General features: G+C 61.1%; 11 protein-coding genes. 2 read left to right on the forward strand and 9 right to left on the reverse strand.

What is annotated here, in order from left to right:
* Positions 1 to 2: 2 nt before the first annotated feature.
* Entirely contained in the window at positions 3 to 1979 is a 1977-nt protein-coding gene (locus JOF57_RS08910) for a type ISP restriction/modification enzyme (protein ID WP_050979142.1), read from the reverse strand.
* A 46-nt stretch (positions 1980 to 2025) separates the two neighbouring features.
* Here JOF57_RS08910 and JOF57_RS08915 point away from each other — a divergent pair, with 46 nt between their 5' ends.
* Positions 2026 to 2463 carry a hypothetical protein gene (locus JOF57_RS08915; RefSeq protein WP_209915625.1) on the forward strand — a complete coding sequence of 146 codons (438 nt, stop codon included), beginning with the start codon at positions 2026 to 2028 and terminating at the stop codon, positions 2461 to 2463.
* A gap of 23 nt (positions 2464 to 2486) precedes the next feature.
* Entirely contained in the window at positions 2487 to 3434 is a 948-nt protein-coding gene (locus JOF57_RS08920; protein ID WP_019345318.1) for a DUF6602 domain-containing protein, read from the forward strand.
* 218 nt (positions 3435 to 3652) lie between these two features.
* Here the strand turns inward: JOF57_RS08920 and JOF57_RS08925 are convergent, their stop codons facing one another.
* From JOF57_RS08925 to JOF57_RS08960, 8 genes are all read right to left on the reverse strand, one after another.
* Complete coding sequence (locus tag JOF57_RS08925) at positions 3653 to 5089, reverse strand: ApeA N-terminal domain 1-containing protein (protein ID WP_209915627.1); 1437 nt, start codon at positions 5087 to 5089, stop codon at positions 3653 to 3655.
* A gap of 65 nt (positions 5090 to 5154) precedes the next feature.
* Positions 5155 to 5877: a M48 family metallopeptidase gene (locus JOF57_RS08930; protein WP_019345316.1), complete on the reverse strand. Its 723-nt coding sequence runs from the start codon at positions 5875 to 5877 to the stop codon at positions 5155 to 5157.
* On the reverse strand, positions 5864 to 8950 hold the full coding sequence (locus tag JOF57_RS08935) for a type I restriction endonuclease subunit R (RefSeq protein ID WP_209915629.1): 3087 nt from the start codon (positions 8948 to 8950) through the stop codon (positions 5864 to 5866). The genes JOF57_RS08930 and JOF57_RS08935 overlap by 14 nt, the downstream gene beginning before the upstream one ends.
* A complete protein-coding gene (locus JOF57_RS08940; protein WP_209915631.1) occupies positions 8947 to 9888 on the reverse strand; it encodes a GIY-YIG nuclease family protein in 942 nt (313 codons plus the stop codon). Before JOF57_RS08940 ends, JOF57_RS08935 begins: the two co-directional genes overlap by 4 nt.
* Positions 9885 to 11003 carry a restriction endonuclease subunit S gene (locus JOF57_RS31325; RefSeq protein ID WP_234937754.1) on the reverse strand — a complete coding sequence of 373 codons (1119 nt, stop codon included), beginning with the start codon at positions 11001 to 11003 and terminating at the stop codon, positions 9885 to 9887. The genes JOF57_RS08940 and JOF57_RS31325 overlap by 4 nt, the downstream gene beginning before the upstream one ends.
* Before the next feature lie 56 nt (positions 11004 to 11059).
* Complete coding sequence (locus JOF57_RS08950) at positions 11060 to 13492, reverse strand: type I restriction-modification system subunit M (protein WP_019345312.1); 2433 nt, start codon at positions 13490 to 13492, stop codon at positions 11060 to 11062.
* A 139-nt stretch (positions 13493 to 13631) separates the two neighbouring features.
* Positions 13632 to 14045, reverse strand: coding sequence for a hypothetical protein (locus JOF57_RS08955; RefSeq protein ID WP_209915634.1), 414 nt, complete (start codon positions 14043 to 14045; stop codon positions 13632 to 13634).
* Positions 14045 to 16205: hypothetical protein (locus tag JOF57_RS08960; protein ID WP_234937755.1), on the reverse strand; the 2161-nt coding region annotated here is incomplete at its 5' end. The genes JOF57_RS08955 and JOF57_RS08960, both read right to left, overlap by 1 nt.

Below are 16205 nucleotides of genomic sequence, written 5' to 3' on the forward strand. Positions count from 1 at the left end.
CTCTACTCCGCGCTCTCGGCCAGGCTGTCCACGATCTTCATCGTCTCGACCGCGACGGTGGTGACCTTGGCGATGAGATCGACGACGTACTTCGGGTCGTCGTGCTCATCGCACCAGTCGTTCGGGTCGTTGACGATGCCCGACGCCGAGTCGGCCTTCACCAGGTAACGGTCGATGATCCAGGCCAGCGCCGACCGCGAGCCGATCATGTACCGGTTCGCGATTTCCGGGATGCCGGCGATGGTGACCTTCGGGCTGTAGATCAGCGTCGTCACGTCGTCGACCCGCTTGCCTGACTCGGGGTCCTTCTTCTTGGCCCACTTCATCTTCTTGTCCGTCACGCGCCAGGTGTCGCGGTTGCCGGGATCGACGCCCGCTTTCACCTGGATGTCGAGCGGATACGGGTCGACGGTTTCGTAGCCGATGTGGAGGTGGCTCAATGCTCGGCCGGCGGCGGTGAGCTGCTCGAACCGTTCCTGGGATTCCGGCGTCGGGATGTGCGGCAGCATCTTCTTCAGGTCCGCCGCGAAGGTCTCCCGGTAGACGGGGTCGTGGAGCAGGCCGTAGACGTAGAAGAAGATGTCGTCCTTGGTGACCTGATCCCCGATCGCCTCCCGGTAGATGGCCAGGATCTCGTCGGTGATGTTGTCCACGCGCCGGTACCCGTACTTGTCAGGCTCATCGTCGCCGGTTTCGAAGTCCAGTGCGCCATCGGCAGCTGCGGACATGTACGTCCAGCGGGAGAAGAACTGACCACCGCTGCCAGCCCCGGTTAGGTGCCTGTCGGGGACGTGGTCGGACATGATCGCGGAGAACGGAACGCTCGATCCCGCGCCAACCACGTAGAAGCCGAAGTTCGAGTGATGCCGGGTCGGGAACATCGCCGGCAGTCGGTACACGCGGCAGTTCACCTGGCGGTCGAACGCAACGTGTTGTCGGCTGAAGGGGCGGTACACCGCGTCTACAAGAACGTCGTCGTTGTAAACCATCCGAGAGCCTGTGCCGAGTCCGGACTGGAGCCCACCGCCCCAGCTGATCTTGGTCGGGTCAGGGTCGATGAAACTGTCGATGCTTGCTTTCCGGTCGACCGCCGAGATCCTGCGTTCCTCACAAAACGCTTCGAAGGCGGCAAGTTGACTGTTGTAGAACGCGATCATGCTGCGCACGTTCGACTCGAGTCGCGCCATCGAGAAGTTGTAGACCCAAGGGTCACGGGCCGTTAGCAGTCCGCCCGAGTACTCGCCAAACACGCGGAGACCACCGTCCTTGTCGCCGATCGCCGGCCATCCGACGAAATCCCCGCTGCGCTGGTTGATCCAGTCGCCGTGCTCGTTCGGCATGATCGATTGCCACTCAACGGTTTCCAGATCGCCGGCCGCGACGATCTCCAGTTTCCGCTCGCGGGTCAGGTAGTCGCCGATGTCCCGGTACTGCACTTCACACGGCCCTGAGTGGTCGGGATCCTTCACGCCGATGAAGATGGCTACGGTGTTGCGGCTGCCGGACCCGAACACCTTGCCGCCCTCCTTGCGAGACAGCTCCCCGGAGGTGCGCTGGTTCCCGCGCAGGTTGTAGACGTAGACCCGGCTGTATTCGTCGGCCAGGGACAGCCGGACGCCATCGGCAGTGTTGCTATCGATCCACCCGCCGTTGGAGACGTACGCAACGACCCCGTGGTCGCCCACGCGGTCGGTGGCCCACCGGAACGCCCGCAGGTAGGAGTCATAGAGGCTGTTCTTCAATGTCGCCGTCGAGCGCTTCGCGTACGTGTCGGCGATCCGCTTGTCCAGCGTCGGGTACTTGAGGTTGGCATTGAGATCGTTCGCCGAGTCCTGCCCCGCCGAGTAGGGCGGTTCCGTACAGGGTTTCGGCGTGTTGCGATCGCGCTCGCTGATCGGTCTGTGATTGAAGCCGTGGTGGACACCGAGATTCCACAGGTACCCAACATGTCGTGCCCCGATAGATAGAAGGTTGACCACGTTGTCTTCGCTGACAGCAGCCGAGTAAACGTCTAACGTCTCTCCCGTGGATGACACGTCCGATCGCCTACTGAACTACGCCAGCCTCGCTCTCGGCGCCGCATTCAGTGTTGCGGGTCAGTTCTTGCCGAGATGGGCCAGCTGGCCGTTCTTCGTTGTCAGCCTGGCGATTCTGAGTTACTCGGTTTGGCAATTTGCCAAGCGGCGGTTCTTGCGTGGCCCATTCGGTGGCTCATTGGAGCGATTCTCGTTTGGGGAGTACGAGACGCGCTGGGGCAACTCCCCTTCTGACGTTCGCACGGCTGCGCGACTGATGCTCGAACTTGCGGCGACCGAATCTTCCCATCATCAAGTCCTTCAAGAGCTGCATCAGCGCAATGATCGCTGCATCCGCTTGATCGAGCCTACCTCCACTTCAAAGGTGGTCGTCAGACCATTGTTTCGGGCGAGAAGTTTGAACAGAGCTTCACCGACAAACGCATGACCGAAATCTATTAGGCTGGCTGGATGATCCACAAGCATCACGAGTGGCTTACCGACGTGAATGAGTCCATCGTCAGGGATTACGAGCGTGAGCAAGAGATGGCCCGTACTAAGGGGCGCACCCAGGAGACCGGGCATGTCGTCGAGTCACTCTGGGACGGTGTGCTCACCGAGTGGCTGCCGCCGCAATACGAGGTCGATAAGCGGAAGTACATCTTACTCGAAAACGAAGATGGTACGTCGCTCCCGAAGGAAACAGACATCCTCGTTTACCACCCTCACTATCCGGAGAAGCTACGCAAGAAAAACTATATTCTTGCCTCTGGCTTGGCTGCCGCTTTCAGCGTGAGGCGAACGGTCGGCAGAAAAGACATCGAGGATGCGTACAAAGAGGGCATTGCCCTCCGGCGCGGCATGAAGTTACGTGAAGCGACTCTCCAGGCCCACTTGATCCCGCCGGTCTTCTTCGGACTGCTCGGTGAATCTCACGATTGGAAGGCTCCGGGCAGCAAGCCGAAGGAAAACGTCAAAGCCATAACGGATGAGTTCGACCGAGACCTGGTTAAGGCGCCCCGTGAAGGACTCGATCTGTTATGTGTCGCAGATCTGGGGACATGGGGCCGAACAACTGCGGTGTTGCCTGAAAAGTTCATGAGGGGGCCCGTGTGGTCGGAAGAATTCAGGTCAGCCTTCAGTGGCAGCGCTGAAGCCCAATCGCTTGTTCTTTCCGGTATGAAGCATGACTATGAACAAACGAATCTGTCACCTCTGACTAATTTCGTTGGTTCATTGTGGAATATGCTGGCTCTTAATGACCCCACTCTGAAACCGCTCGCAGCCGGTTTCCGCATCACGAAGACTGTGGAGACTACCGGCGGCCTCAATATGGGGTCGGGGCCATACAAACTTGCCGACTTGGTTCCTCCGAAGATCGCAAATGGATACCGGAACGGAGAGCCCTGGTCCTACTGACGGCCTAGGGGAGTTGTTTAGCGCACCTAGTTAGCGCCCTCGTAGCCGAGTCATCCTGTCCCACTCCATCTTTCACCACAACTGTGACACCTTGGCAAAACTGTGGGGTGGTGTTGGTCTAGAGTCCGCGAATATCGTGCCGCGTCGGTACCTTACGCTTAGCAGCTTCGAACAAGCGGCGAGCGGCTTCCATTCACGACAGGCTGCGTAACGCAACCTCATCCTGCGAAGATCCGTGGCCATTCGGAGTTCCAGTTATCACGCTGGTTGCTGAACCGTTCCGACTGTTCGGTCGCTGATGCGAGCACAGAATCCTGCACCCCAGCTTCGATCAACAGACGAAGCGTCAGCATCCAATGCAGCGACTGGTTGAGGGCGAGCATCTGGCGGAGCCTTTCGCCACCGAGGCCGTTCTGCCCGAGTCCGTGGGCTAAGGCGATGCGCTGATCGACAACTTCTTTTTTCCACCGTCCTAGACGTCCAATACAGGCTGGAACAGCTTGGACAACCGGGCCGGCCAGCGCCGCCACCCGCTGTGGGTAGCTGCACTCGTGCCAGTAGTTCCGTAGCGCCGATGAGAAGCTCTCGGCGATCTCAGGAGGTATGTTTGACGAGCCTACCGCCGACAGCGATGCGCCGATCTGTTCAGTGCTGAACCGGCGAGCATCGGGATGGAGCGTCCGGTGGAGAGCCTCGACGGCAGTGGCCAGGGATAGCGCATCGGATTCAACTGTCGGGAACTCGTTGCGGATCACGGCGGCGAGAATTTGCGGCACCGGCGTGGTGCGACGATGCACCTCGAGCCATCGAGGAAGAAACTCGAGGCCCACGTCCATCCGCGTGAAAAGTAGCTCACCCGCCGCCTCAGGGGCAGAAGGGTCGATGCGGTAGCCATGCACCGAACACCATTTGCCTGCCCAAACGTCTAGCGACCTTATGGAGCACGGTTTGCCCGAGATCAGGGTCATGAGGTCGGCGAGCGGGTTCAGGACACGCACCCCCACGTCGGTAATGCTCCAGCCGTTGAAGAGTTCGAACTCCAATTGGCTGGTTGCCTTGACATGGAAGCCTCGAATGCCAGGGGGTCGGTGCGTCACGGAAGGACCAAGCGTGACATAACCTGCGTCGTCGACGAGTTCGGCGTCGAGAGATTTGTTTCGCAGATCCATGTGCCAGTCGAGCTTCAGCCGATCATCGAGATGGACAGTTGTTGAAAGCGCGGGGATAGCGGCCCATTCGGCGAGGTTCGTGACATCAGGGCGGATTCCCTGCAACGGGAGATCAGGATCGGGCAGGTGTTCGCCGACGATGCACCACGTGGCCGCAAGCCTTTGCATGGAGGGGCCGGTGTTAGGCCTGCCAAGGAAGGACCTGCGACGGGTTGTGTACGAGTCCCACAAAGTGATCTTGCTCGGTCGTAGTGGGATGGATCCCAAGACGACCATGTCGTCAGGATCGTCACGCATCTTCATTGTTGACCCGCTAGACCCGGTCGCCTCTATCGAAAACCGTGGTGTTAGTTCGGGGCTCACGTCAAGGCGGACTTCGGTACCGTCCACCTCAAGCATTCCGGTTACACGTAAATCACCGAGGTTTGGTAACCAGAACTGACCAAGGGAACTCGTTGTCTGCACGGGAAAATTGTTACTGGACATGCGCAGTCATGTTTCGTTGCTGCGGAGGAATCCTGCGCAGCGGGCTGGTCTCGCTCACCCCGCTACTACCCCCACTTCTCATCGGCGAGCGGAGCGTCGTTGAGTCGATCGCGTCGGGTTCGCCAGTCGGGCATCGCCTCATCCATGAGCTTCGTGAATTGGTTGCCATGGTTGCGCTCGAAGTAATGCATCATCTCGTGAACGACGATGTACTCCAAGCAGTCCGGATGCTTCTTGGCGAGCTCGACGTTGAACGTCAGCCGCCGGGTTTCGCGATTGCAGGTTCCCCATTTGGTTCGCATGCGACGGATAATCCAGTCCGGTACCTGCGTGGCGAGCTTCGACTCCCAGGTCGAGATCAAAGCTGGGATCGCCGCGCGCAACTGCATCCGGTACCAGGTGTCGAGCACGGTGCGGCGCTGCTCGGCGTTACGGTCAGACGGCACATACAGGATCAGTCGATCACCATCGATCTCCACGAGGGCACGGCCCGGCCGCTCAACGACCGTGAGCCGGCGGCGCACACCCCACACGTAGTGGGATTCTCCCGTAACCATTTCGCGCTCTGACTGCCGGTCGGTCGAACGGAGCTGCGCACGTTGACGCTTGATCCACGGCAGCCGTTGGATGACAGCGAGACGCACCTGGTCGTCATCGAGCCGCCGCGGCGCGGCCACACGCACGCGGCCCGTCGGTGGGTAGACACCGATGTGCAGGTTCTTGATGTCCTTGTAGACGACGTCGATGTCGATGCCGCGGACGGTGAGGTAGGCGCTAGCGGTATTCATTGCGTGCCTTCACCAGTTCAAACAGTTCATCGAGCCGGTCAAAATCGTCAGGAAGTGTGCGGCTGATCGCTCTCTTGACGACCTTCTCCTTCATCGTGTTGCCAACCCAGTCATGCGGCTTGCTCGTCAGGATCGCGGTGTCGACCCGGATGGGCATCGTAGGGTCGGGCCATCCGAAGTCGATCAGAGCGCGGCGTGCGCCGTTGTCGGCCCAGTCTGGGTATTTGGTATCGGATTCCTTACTGCCGAGCTTCTTGGCGGCGTCGAGCAACTTGGCCAGGAACTCCCGGTAGTCAATGGCCTGCTGGCGGCGCTGTTCAATAATGGCGTCGAGCAGCTCACTCATCTTGTCGTAGTACTTCGGGTTCATCGCGTGCTCGTCGATGATCACCTTGCGCATGTTGTTGGTGATCGTCTCGGCGACCGCCTCGGGGTCCTTCTTGATCCCGGTCGGTAGCTTGTCGATTGCCCCCGCACCGAGCTTCACGATCAGATCGATCAGGCCCGAGTCCTCGAAATTGGAGACGACTTCGGAGGCGCCGGCGTGGATGTAGGTGTCGAGCAGGAACCGCATCCCTGCCTCGTACTGCTTGAAATCGACGTCCTCGCCCGCACCGAGCTTCACCTCAGCGCGCACGTTGACGTAGTGCGCGATCTCGGATTTGATCGCCTCGGCCTCGGCCGCGCTGTACCCGGCGGTGGTCATGTCGTTGGCGAGGTTGGCGTAGGCGCGGGTGACGGCGGCAACAGCTTTGTACAGTTCAACGCGCTTGGGTTCGTTGGCCTTGAGCTGAATGGCGTTGCCCTGCTCCAGGGCGCAGAAGTACTGCTGGTAAAGCAGCGTGCTCTTAGGCTGCGCAACGGGTTCGACCAGGGCGCGGATACGTTCAAGGGCTTCGTCAAGGTCGTCGCGGGCCTTCTCAATGCGATCGGAGAGCAGTCCCTCGATGTCTTTCTTCTCGTAGCCGTCCAGTGCACCGGAGGTGTAGTCGGTGATCGCGTCTTCGAGCGAGTTGAACAGGTCCTGGTAGTCGACGATGTAGCCGTAGTCTTTGTCGTCGCCGTCGAGGCGGTTGACGCGGCAGATGGCTTGGAAGAGGCCGTGGTCGCGCATCTTCTTGTCGATGTAGAGGTAGGTGGCGCTGGGTGCGTCGAAGCCGGTGAGCAGTTTGTCGACCACGATCAGCAGCCGCATCTGGCCGGGGTTCTCGATGAACTGGCGCTTGACGGCCTTCTCGAACTCTTCGACCTTGCCCATCGCGGTGTCTTCGGGCTCGTCGAAGTAGTCGGCCAGCATCTTGCGGTAGATGTCGTACTGGCGGATCTTCTCGGTCTTGCCTTCGCCGGAGTCTTCTTTGGCTATGTCGCTGGCGTTGGGGGTGTAGCTGGTGACGATGGCGCACTTGCCCTTGAAGCCGGCGTTGCAGAACAGCTCGTAGAACTTGCAGGCCTGGTAGATGGATGAACCGACGAGCATGGCGTTGCCGTGCCCATCCATCAGGCGGGGCTTGGTCTCCATGTCGAGCAGGATGTCGTTGACGATCTGCTTGGCGCGTGGCTCACTGGAGACGACCTTTTGCATGGTGCCCCAACGCTTTTTGAGCTCAGCCTTGGATAGATCGGTCATGCCTTTGGTCTTGACCTCGAACCACTTGTCGACCTGATGAGGCGACATCAGATCCTGGTCGATGTTGCGGGCCTCGTATTGCAGGTCGAGCACGACGCCGTCGGTGACGGCTTCGTCGAATTTGTAGGTGTGGATGAACGTGCCGAAGGTCTCGATGCTGGTGGCCTTATCGGCCTTGAGCAGCGGGGTGCCGGTGAAGCCGATGAACATTGCCTCGGGCAGCAGTGCGTTCATGGCGGTGTGCATCTTGCCAGACTGGGTGCGGTGGGCTTCGTCGACGAAGACGAAGATGTTGCCTTTGGCTTTGAAATCCTGCGGGACGGTTGCCTGCAGCTCTTTGATGAACTCGGCGGTCGCCGCGTCGTCCTCGTTGTCGTTGTCGGCGGCGCGGAACTTGTGCACGAGCGAGCAGATCAGCCACTCCTCGCTGGCGTTGAGTGTGCTGATCAGGTCGGCGCCGCTCGTGGTGCGGTAGATCTGCTCGTTGACACCGTTGAAGACCTTCTCGATCTGGTCGTCGAGTTCGGTGCGGTCGGTGATCAGCAGCACCCGCGCATCCGGTTCGTTCTCGCGAATCCACTTGGCCAGCCACACCATCGTCAAGCTCTTGCCCGAACCCTGGGTGTGCCAGATGATGCCACCCTCGCGTTTCGAGATGCGGCCTTGGGCGGCTTTGACGCCGAAGTATTGGTTGTGGCGCGGACCCTTCTTGATGCCCGCATCGAAGACGATGAAGTTATGGATCAACTCCAGCAGACTGTACTTGTTGCACATTTGAAGCAGTGCCCGGTCGAGTGGGTCACCGACATCGGACGGCTCTTTCCACTCCAGCCAGTACTTCTCCTGCGTGTCGATGACGCCGTAGCGCAACCCTTCGACGTCGTTGCCGGCGAAGACGAACTGCACCGTCGAAAAGAACGACCGGATGAACTCCGGCTTCTGGTTACCGATCGTCTGCCGGATACCCTCGGACACAGCGACTTTGGAACGCTTGAGTTCCAGCGTGGCGAGCGCCAGGCCGTTGACGTACAGCACCACGTCGGGGCGCTTGGTGTGGTGGCCGGCGACGGTGACTTCCTCCACGACAACGAAGTGGTTGGCGTCGGGGTTCTTCCAGTCGATCAGCCAGACCGTCTCGGCCTGCTCGCCCACGCCAGGCTTGACCTTCACGCCGTAGCGCAGCAGCCTGTAGACGTCCCTGTTCGCTTCATACAGGTCGTGACCGGCGCCGACCGAGGCAGCTTTGCCGAGCTGGTCGAGCGCACGGTTGATCAGGTTATCGTCGTAGCCGCGCGCCGTGAGGTTTTGGGTGAGCAGATCGGTTTCAACGTTTGTGTTGTGCTCGCGGTGCCCCCAATTGCCGAGATACTCGTAACCGAGCTGGTCGCGAAACAGCGCGACGACGCGGTTCTGGGTCCTGCGTTCAGGCTGGCCGACGTCACTCACGAACCGGCCCCCCGGCTCATCGCCTCGTCCACACCTTCGGTCTCCCACTGCCCATACCGAGTAGATGTGCCCTGGATGATCCACTTCGTGCGGCCGTTCGAAGCGCGGCCCGCCACCACCGCTGCGGCAGCGCTCGGACTAGCGAAGACATGGTTGCGGGTAAAGCGCATGTTCGCGCCGTCAGGCGCCGGTTCCAGAGTGCCGTCCTGCTCCAGTTTTTCGCGCAGCCGCCGGTAATTGTGGGTGGCCACACCAGTCCAGGAAGCCCGCGCCTCAGACCGCTCGAACACGGTGAACTCACCGTCGATCACCTGTGCAGTGGCGGTCACACCCACCTTGGGTAGAGCCATGGTGAACAGCGGTGAGTTGGTGCGTCCATTTGCCGGATCGGTGGTGGATACAGCGGGAGCCGTTCGTGGTGACCGCAGAATATTCACCCCGAGCACCGGCAGCACGATCTTGGCTTGTTCGATGAAGTACTCCATGTCCGACACGTCCGCCTCCGGCAGGGTGATCGGTGGAGGTGTGGTGCCGTTGGTGAGCTTCGCCCGACTGGCCTGCAAGGCAAGGGTTATCAGCCGACTTTCCAGGTAGCGGGCGTGTGCCTTCGTCAGGTTGGTGTCTTTGCTCGTCAGCATGATGGCTCGATCCCAGAAGTCTTTGCCGTTCTGGTCTTCCGAGCGGGCGTGCTGATACAGCCGCTTGCTGACGTCGTCACCTTCGCCGATATAGGCCTTCTGCCCGCCAAGGCTGTCCGGATCATCACCGAGCAGGATGTAGATACCGGTGCGCGTCGCCTCCGGACGCTGCAACAGTGCCGCCAAGTCCGAACGCGGCGCCGCCACAACGTGACCGGTCCAGTTCATGATCTCAGCCGTGAGTAGGCCACCTGGTGTGCCGTCAGCCAGGAACAGGCGAACGGACTTGCCAGCGCTCATGACGTAGCCTCCACAAGTAGGCGCGTGCGCCCTGTTAGCAGCTGCTGCATCATGCCGGCCTTGATGTCGCGCATCTTGTCGAGACGCACGTGAAGCGCGGCGAGTTGTTCGTCCACATCCCAGAGCGCCTCTCCGATGCTGTGTTGCTCGGCTGGCTCCGGTACGCGAACACGACCACCTCTGATAACGCGTGAGTCAATACTGGGAAATGTTGATCCCGATTGGAGCTTCAGCAGTTCCGTGACGACTGCATCCAGCGCATAGCGGATGTAATTCTGATCGTTTCTGCCCTTCGCGCGGACTGCCGCTATTCCTCGGCCGATGCAGTACGGCCGGTCGGCGGTGTTCATGCGTCCGGTTGAACTCCCGCGGACGCAGATCAGAATGTCTTCGGGTTCGCAGAATCTAACCGGATCAGTGGTCCACTGTTTAACAGTTGGATGCCGATCCGTGAATTCAGTGGGGCCGTTGATGAGCGGCACACCAGCTCCATCACGGTTGTAGGAGGCTCCTGCCGGTGACTGCCCCATTATGACGTCAGCTATGTCGCCGAGAACACCGCTCCGCAGTGGCCCGTTGAAGCCCGGCAGGCGGGTGCGACCGGTCAAGAGCTGCTGCATCATGCCCTGCTTGATCGCCTGCTTCTTGGCGATGAGGCGTTCGAGGGCTGCGATCAGATCATCGGCTTCTTGGAGCGCATCACCAATCCGACGCTGTTCCGTTTCTAAAGGCAACGGCAGCGGCATCAGAACGAACTTCTCGCGCGGAAGGTGCGCGATGCTTGTCTGAGTCACAAAATCAGAAAAGGCGCCAATTGACGACCAGTACTCCAGAAAGGCCAGCATCAGACGCGCGTCGTAGCCTCTCTTCGCGCGCAGCCGATGAAGCGCCTTTTGGTAGTAGCACTCGGGCAGCTCGTTTCGCCAGATCGCCCCTCGCCCAACGTCGCCACCTTCACATACCAGGAGGTCACCGTCTCGCAAGCGATAGCGCTGAAGGTCCGAACGAGTCATGGGAACAATGCCACCGACTGAAACATCGATCCGTCCCCACTGAACCGCGCGATTTCCAAGATATGGTTTCGGAACGCCAACATTCTTGGCTGCGTCAAGCATCTTCCCAAGCTGAACGTCGAATTGTTCGCCTACTGTTGACGTAGCCCACGCCCCGGTCACGACACAACTCCCATGTCGGCAAGATGGCCTGCGATCCTGGCTTCGAGCTTGTCGAGTTCGGCATCGAGATTGGCGACGGTCGATGCGTAGCGTTCGCCGAGCTGCTGGATTCGTGCGACTAGGTCGAGGGTGAGGGCTTCGACTTCACCGGCGACTCGTCGCACAACTGTCGCCTGCCATTTGTCATCGAGTACGAGTGTCTTGATCTCGTCCTCGGTGAGCTCGCCGTACTTCTTGAGCGTGGCGAGGTCGAGCTCACCTTGCGCATCTTTGACGGCCTTCTTGGCGGTCGCTTCGGCGTTGTACAGCTTTGTGACGTGATGCAGTGCCTTGATCTCGTCAGGATCGCCGCCAACCTTGATGGCCTTCAATCGTGCGGCGACGAGCGCCTTCGAAATCTTGTCGTCGTCCATAGAGTCGGCAAGCAGTCCGTCTTCGACGGCGTGCTCTTCGACGTACTCCTCGACAGCGCGAGTTGCTTCCTCTGCCGCAGCGGTGAGGTCGTCGACTTTGGCCTGTTCATCAGCAAAGTAGCGGGCCACGATAAGTGCGGGCGGGATGAGGTCCATCTTGTACTTGGTGGCGCTGCCACCGGAACCGACGACCAGATCGGGGGTCTCGGTTAGTTTGCGTTCCTTGTCTTCGATCGTCTTGCGTGGTTTGGCGGCGCCCTGCCAGCCGTCGGCCATGATCAGGTAGACGTCGTCGTGCATGGTGTCGTGCCAGTAGGTCATGAGCTGCTCGTAGACGTTGTACTCGTCGAGCAGCGGCATCGGCTTGAAGCGGGCCAGCAGGTCGTCGCTGATGGTGGCGATGAGGTCGTTCGGTGTGGTGTCGGCGGTGATGCCGGCCAGTGCGTCGCGGTGGGTGGCGAACCAGTCTTGGACCAGTCCTGTGGCTTCGTCCCGGAGCTTGTGGAAGCCGGGCGCGTCGAAGATGGCCTGCTGCACGGCGCTGACGTCGATGGCCAGGTCGCTGTAGCCGGGGCGATTCGGGGTGAAGATCTGGCTGCGCAGCTGCGGGAAGGCATCCCAGTAAGGCTGGAGCGCGTCGAGGTCGCGGTCGGGAATACCGCCCTGCAGGTGTGCGGACAGGTCTTGCAGGTCCTCAGGTTCGGAGGAGTCGATGTAACGCGGGATATTGAGGTTGTAGTCGTTCTTCGGGTCGGCGATCTCGCTCATCGGCACCATGCGCGAGTAGCGGTCGATCTCGATCTGCTTGTTGAAGGTGTCGACGATTTTGTGGATGTCCTGGCTGCGCAGGCGGTTCTTGTTGCCATCCTTCATGAAGCCCTTGGAGGCATCGATCATGAAGACGCCGGTACGTGCCTGGGCGTTCTCCTTGTCGAGGACGACGACGCAAGCCGGGATGCCGGTGCCGTAAAACAGGTTGGCCGGCAGGCCGATGACGCCCTTGATGAAGCCCTGCTTGAGCAGGCGGGTACGGATGGTGGCCTCGGCGTGGCCGCGGAACAGCACGCCGTGCGGCAGGATGATCGCGGCCTTGCCCGCGCTCTTGAGCGAGGTGAGCGCGTGCAGCAGGAAGGCGTAGTCGCCGTTCTTCGCCGGTGGGCGGCCGTATTCGAAGCGGCCATAGTCGTTCTCGAGGCCGTTGGTCCACGCCTTGTCCGAAAACGGCGGGTTCATGACGATGTAGTCGAAGCTCCGCAGGCGGTCACCCCTGGTGAATTGCGGGCTGCTGATGGTGTTGCCCTTGGCGATCTCGGCGATCTCGTTGCCGTGCAGGATCATGTTCATCTTGGACAGCGCCCAGGTGGCGTTGTCCTTCTCCTGGCCGTAGATCGTCATGCCGCGCGGCGCTTCGGCGGCAGCCTTGAGCAGCAGCGAGCCCGAGCCACAAGCGGGGTCATAGACAGTCTGGTCCTGGCGGGTGTTCGGTCCGATGCCGACAACCTTGGCGAGGATGCGGGAGACCTCGGCCGGGGTGTAGAACTGGCCCTTACTCTTACCGGACTCGGTGGCGAAGTGGCGCATCAGGTACTCGTAGGCGTCGCCGAGCAGATCGTCGCCCTCGGCGCGCGAGCCTCGAAAGTCGAGGTCGTTGAAGATGGTGACGAGCTTGGAGAGGCGGTCCTGCATATCCTTGCCCTTGCCGAGCTTCTCTTCGTCGTTGAAGTCGGCCTGGTCGATGACGTTGCGCAGATCGTTGGCCTCGGCGAGCTTGGCGATGATCTTGTTGAACCGGTCGCCGATCTCCTTGTCGCCCTTGGCGGCGAGCATGTCGTCGAACGAGCCGCCGGCGGGCACGTCGATGAGGCTGTTGGCGTCGCTCTTGGCCTTATCGGAGACGTACTTCACGAACAGCAGCGTCAGGATGTAGTCCTTGTACTGGCTGGCGTCCATGCCGCCGCGCAGCTGGTCGCAGCTGGCCCACAGCGATGAGTAGAGATCCGACTTCTTCAACGCCACCTGGTGTACTCCTTCTTCCTGCGATTCCTGCCGGCGGACAGGTCTGATGCGTACCCGCCCGGCCCGACAAGTCTGTCAGCATCAAGACCATTTCTGGGCAAGTCGGGCTACGCGCGCCCACACACCAGCGGACATGGCGTCATGAGCCGGCGCCGGTTCGCAGCGGAACGACTTTACGCACGTCCGGACCGCCTGACCGGAGCTGCTGGTTCTCCAGCGCGAGCACCTGGATGATGCGCTCCAGCTGATGAATCGTCGCGGTGAGGGCAGTGACGTCAGCGGTTAGTGCCTTTACCTTCTTCGTGGCTGCCGCGTTCTCCTCCGAGAGTGCGCGTATCGCCGGCGGTTCCATGTCGGTGTTCGCGATCCGGGAGCGGAACTCGTCCTGGAGGTCGGTGTGCCGGTGCGTGAGGAGCCATCGTTTGACGCGGGCCTCCTCGGCGAGTGACTTCACGGTGAGCTTGCCGTCGGAGCGCAACGCCTTGCCGGCGATGAGCCGGTTCATCGCGTCGCGGATCGCGCGGCGCACGTTCTCGTCAGACTGGCCGGTCATCACGACCTCGCATTGTTCTGATGCTCGTCGACGATGCCTTGGAGGGCGGTGATGCGTTGTTCGAGCCGGCCACGTAGCGGTATCGGCGTTGTGGGCGACGCGATCTCGGCCTCATGCTGAGCGATGACATCCCGGATTTCGTTGACGTTCTGGTCGGTCCGGGCGATGTTGCCGCATCCGGGTTGGCAGTGTGAGACATCAGGTGAGCGGTGCTGGCTTGCCGTGACCTGGCGGTCTGGGTGGCATAAGGCTTTGGCCTGGTCGTAGCAGCAGGTGACGAACTGTTGCGGGTTGTCGTATATGCGCAGTTGGGGGTTGGCGCGCAGGGCGGCTGCCTGCTTGTTGCTCATGTAGCGGCCGCGGAATTGCCGATCGAACAGATGGATGGCCTGGGTGTATCGGTCGGCGGCCGGGCCGCTGACCTGTTCACCGTCTTCGAGGCGTTGATGGGCGTCTTCGAGGTAGTCGGCTCGGGCGAGGGCTTCCTCCATCGGGAAGACGTCTCGCAGGCCGCTGGCGACCCGTGAGCCGTAGCCGTCGGTGGTGTAGCCGCGCAGGTGTCCGTACTGCACGCCGAGGGCCACACGTCCGCCTGGTTTGCGGTAGATGAACCACGCCAGTGTTCGCCTGAACCGCTTGACGGTCACGGCGTCGTCGGGATCAGCGGGGATCACCTCGTGAGGACGTTCGAACCTCTCGGCGGCGTGATTGCTCCAGTCGATCAAGTCCTGGATCCGGTCGCGGACCATGCGGGCGTGCACGGCCTTTCCGGCGTTGACACCGCAGGGCCACAGCGAGAACGCGTCGATCGGAAACAGAAGTTGGGAGGAGGGGTTCAGTGCTTCCATCACGGCGACGGCTTTGGCCACGGGTGCAATCGCCAGCCAGGGTTGTTCCCGTTCGACACCGGCGGGTATGGCGTTGCCCGACTGATCAAGTGCGCCTTTGAAGGTTCTGCCGTGAATACGGTAGTGGAGTTGACCGGTCGCGGAGTCGGTGTGGGTTTGGCAGCAGCCACGCTCCAGTGCGCGGCACTCCTCGCCGCGCATCCCGGTCAGGTAGGCAACGACGACGAACGCGGCGGTGGCCAGGTGGCGGCAGAGTTCCTCGACCTCGTAGAAGCCGATCGCCGGCGTCCAGCCTTTCCCGTCAACAGATCCTGTGATCGGCATGGGCAAGTGCGCTTCGTCGCTGGCACTCAGGCCGGCTATCGGCCAGTGCGGATTCATCATCTGTGATTCTTCGGGAGATAGGCCGAGCTGCCAGCCGATGAATCCTTTTGCCAGAGAGCGTATGTGCGGCCGGTTGCTGCTGACCCATCCGGGCACCGTCTGTGAATCCTGGCGCCGCTGCTGGATGTACGCGCGAAACCGTTGATAGGGCGTGAGGGACTGGAGGCTGGGCGGGACATCGCGCGGTGTCGCTTTGAGTGCCTTTGCGGTGAGGATGTCGTCGCTGAAGTCGGTGACGAAGCGCAGTGCCCAGACCAGTAGGCCGGCCATCGTCTGCGGATGGATGGGGGTGGTCTTGTTTTCGCTCGACCAGTTCGCCGGCCCGAGCACCGAGGTGCGCCCGAGGTGGCTGTTTTCCCATGGTGGGCGTGCGAGGCGGTCGGCTTCGGGAAGGTACGGGGCGTAGAGCCAGGCACGGGTGACGGCGAAGAGTATGTTGCCCACGTTCTCGCGTGAGCCGCGGTGTTGTTTGAGGTGCTCGGCATAGTCGTCGTAGGTGGCGTCGGTGACCGCGCTGAACTGGTGAATGTCCTTCTCTGCCAGCCATGTCATCCATTGCCGTAGGAGGCGCGCGAAGGTGCACACGGTTGCCGGTGCGAGTTGGCTGCGCGCCGCCGAGGAGCGTTCCAGATCTTCGAGCGGGGTCGGCTTGTTGATGCTTGCCCAGATCAGTCGTTTGGCGGTGGCGGCATAGCTCGGCGGGAAGGTGTCGAAGACGATGCTCAACGTGCCCGCCACGGTCTGTTTCTGCACCAATGGTGTGAGATCCCAGCGGTTGTCGCCCACGGTGGAGAGGTTTGCTCGCCGTACTTCAGGCACGCGCTCGATGTCGGTGATGACCGGTTCGGCGTCGTCAAGTTCGAGCTGACCAGTCTGTTGTGGCCACGGGTTGGCTGCTGCGGTGCTCACGCGTCGAGGTTCCTTCCGA

Source organism: Mycolicibacterium lutetiense, from assembly GCF_017876775.1.
GTDB lineage: Bacteria > Actinomycetota > Actinomycetes > Mycobacteriales > Mycobacteriaceae > Mycobacterium > Mycobacterium lutetiense.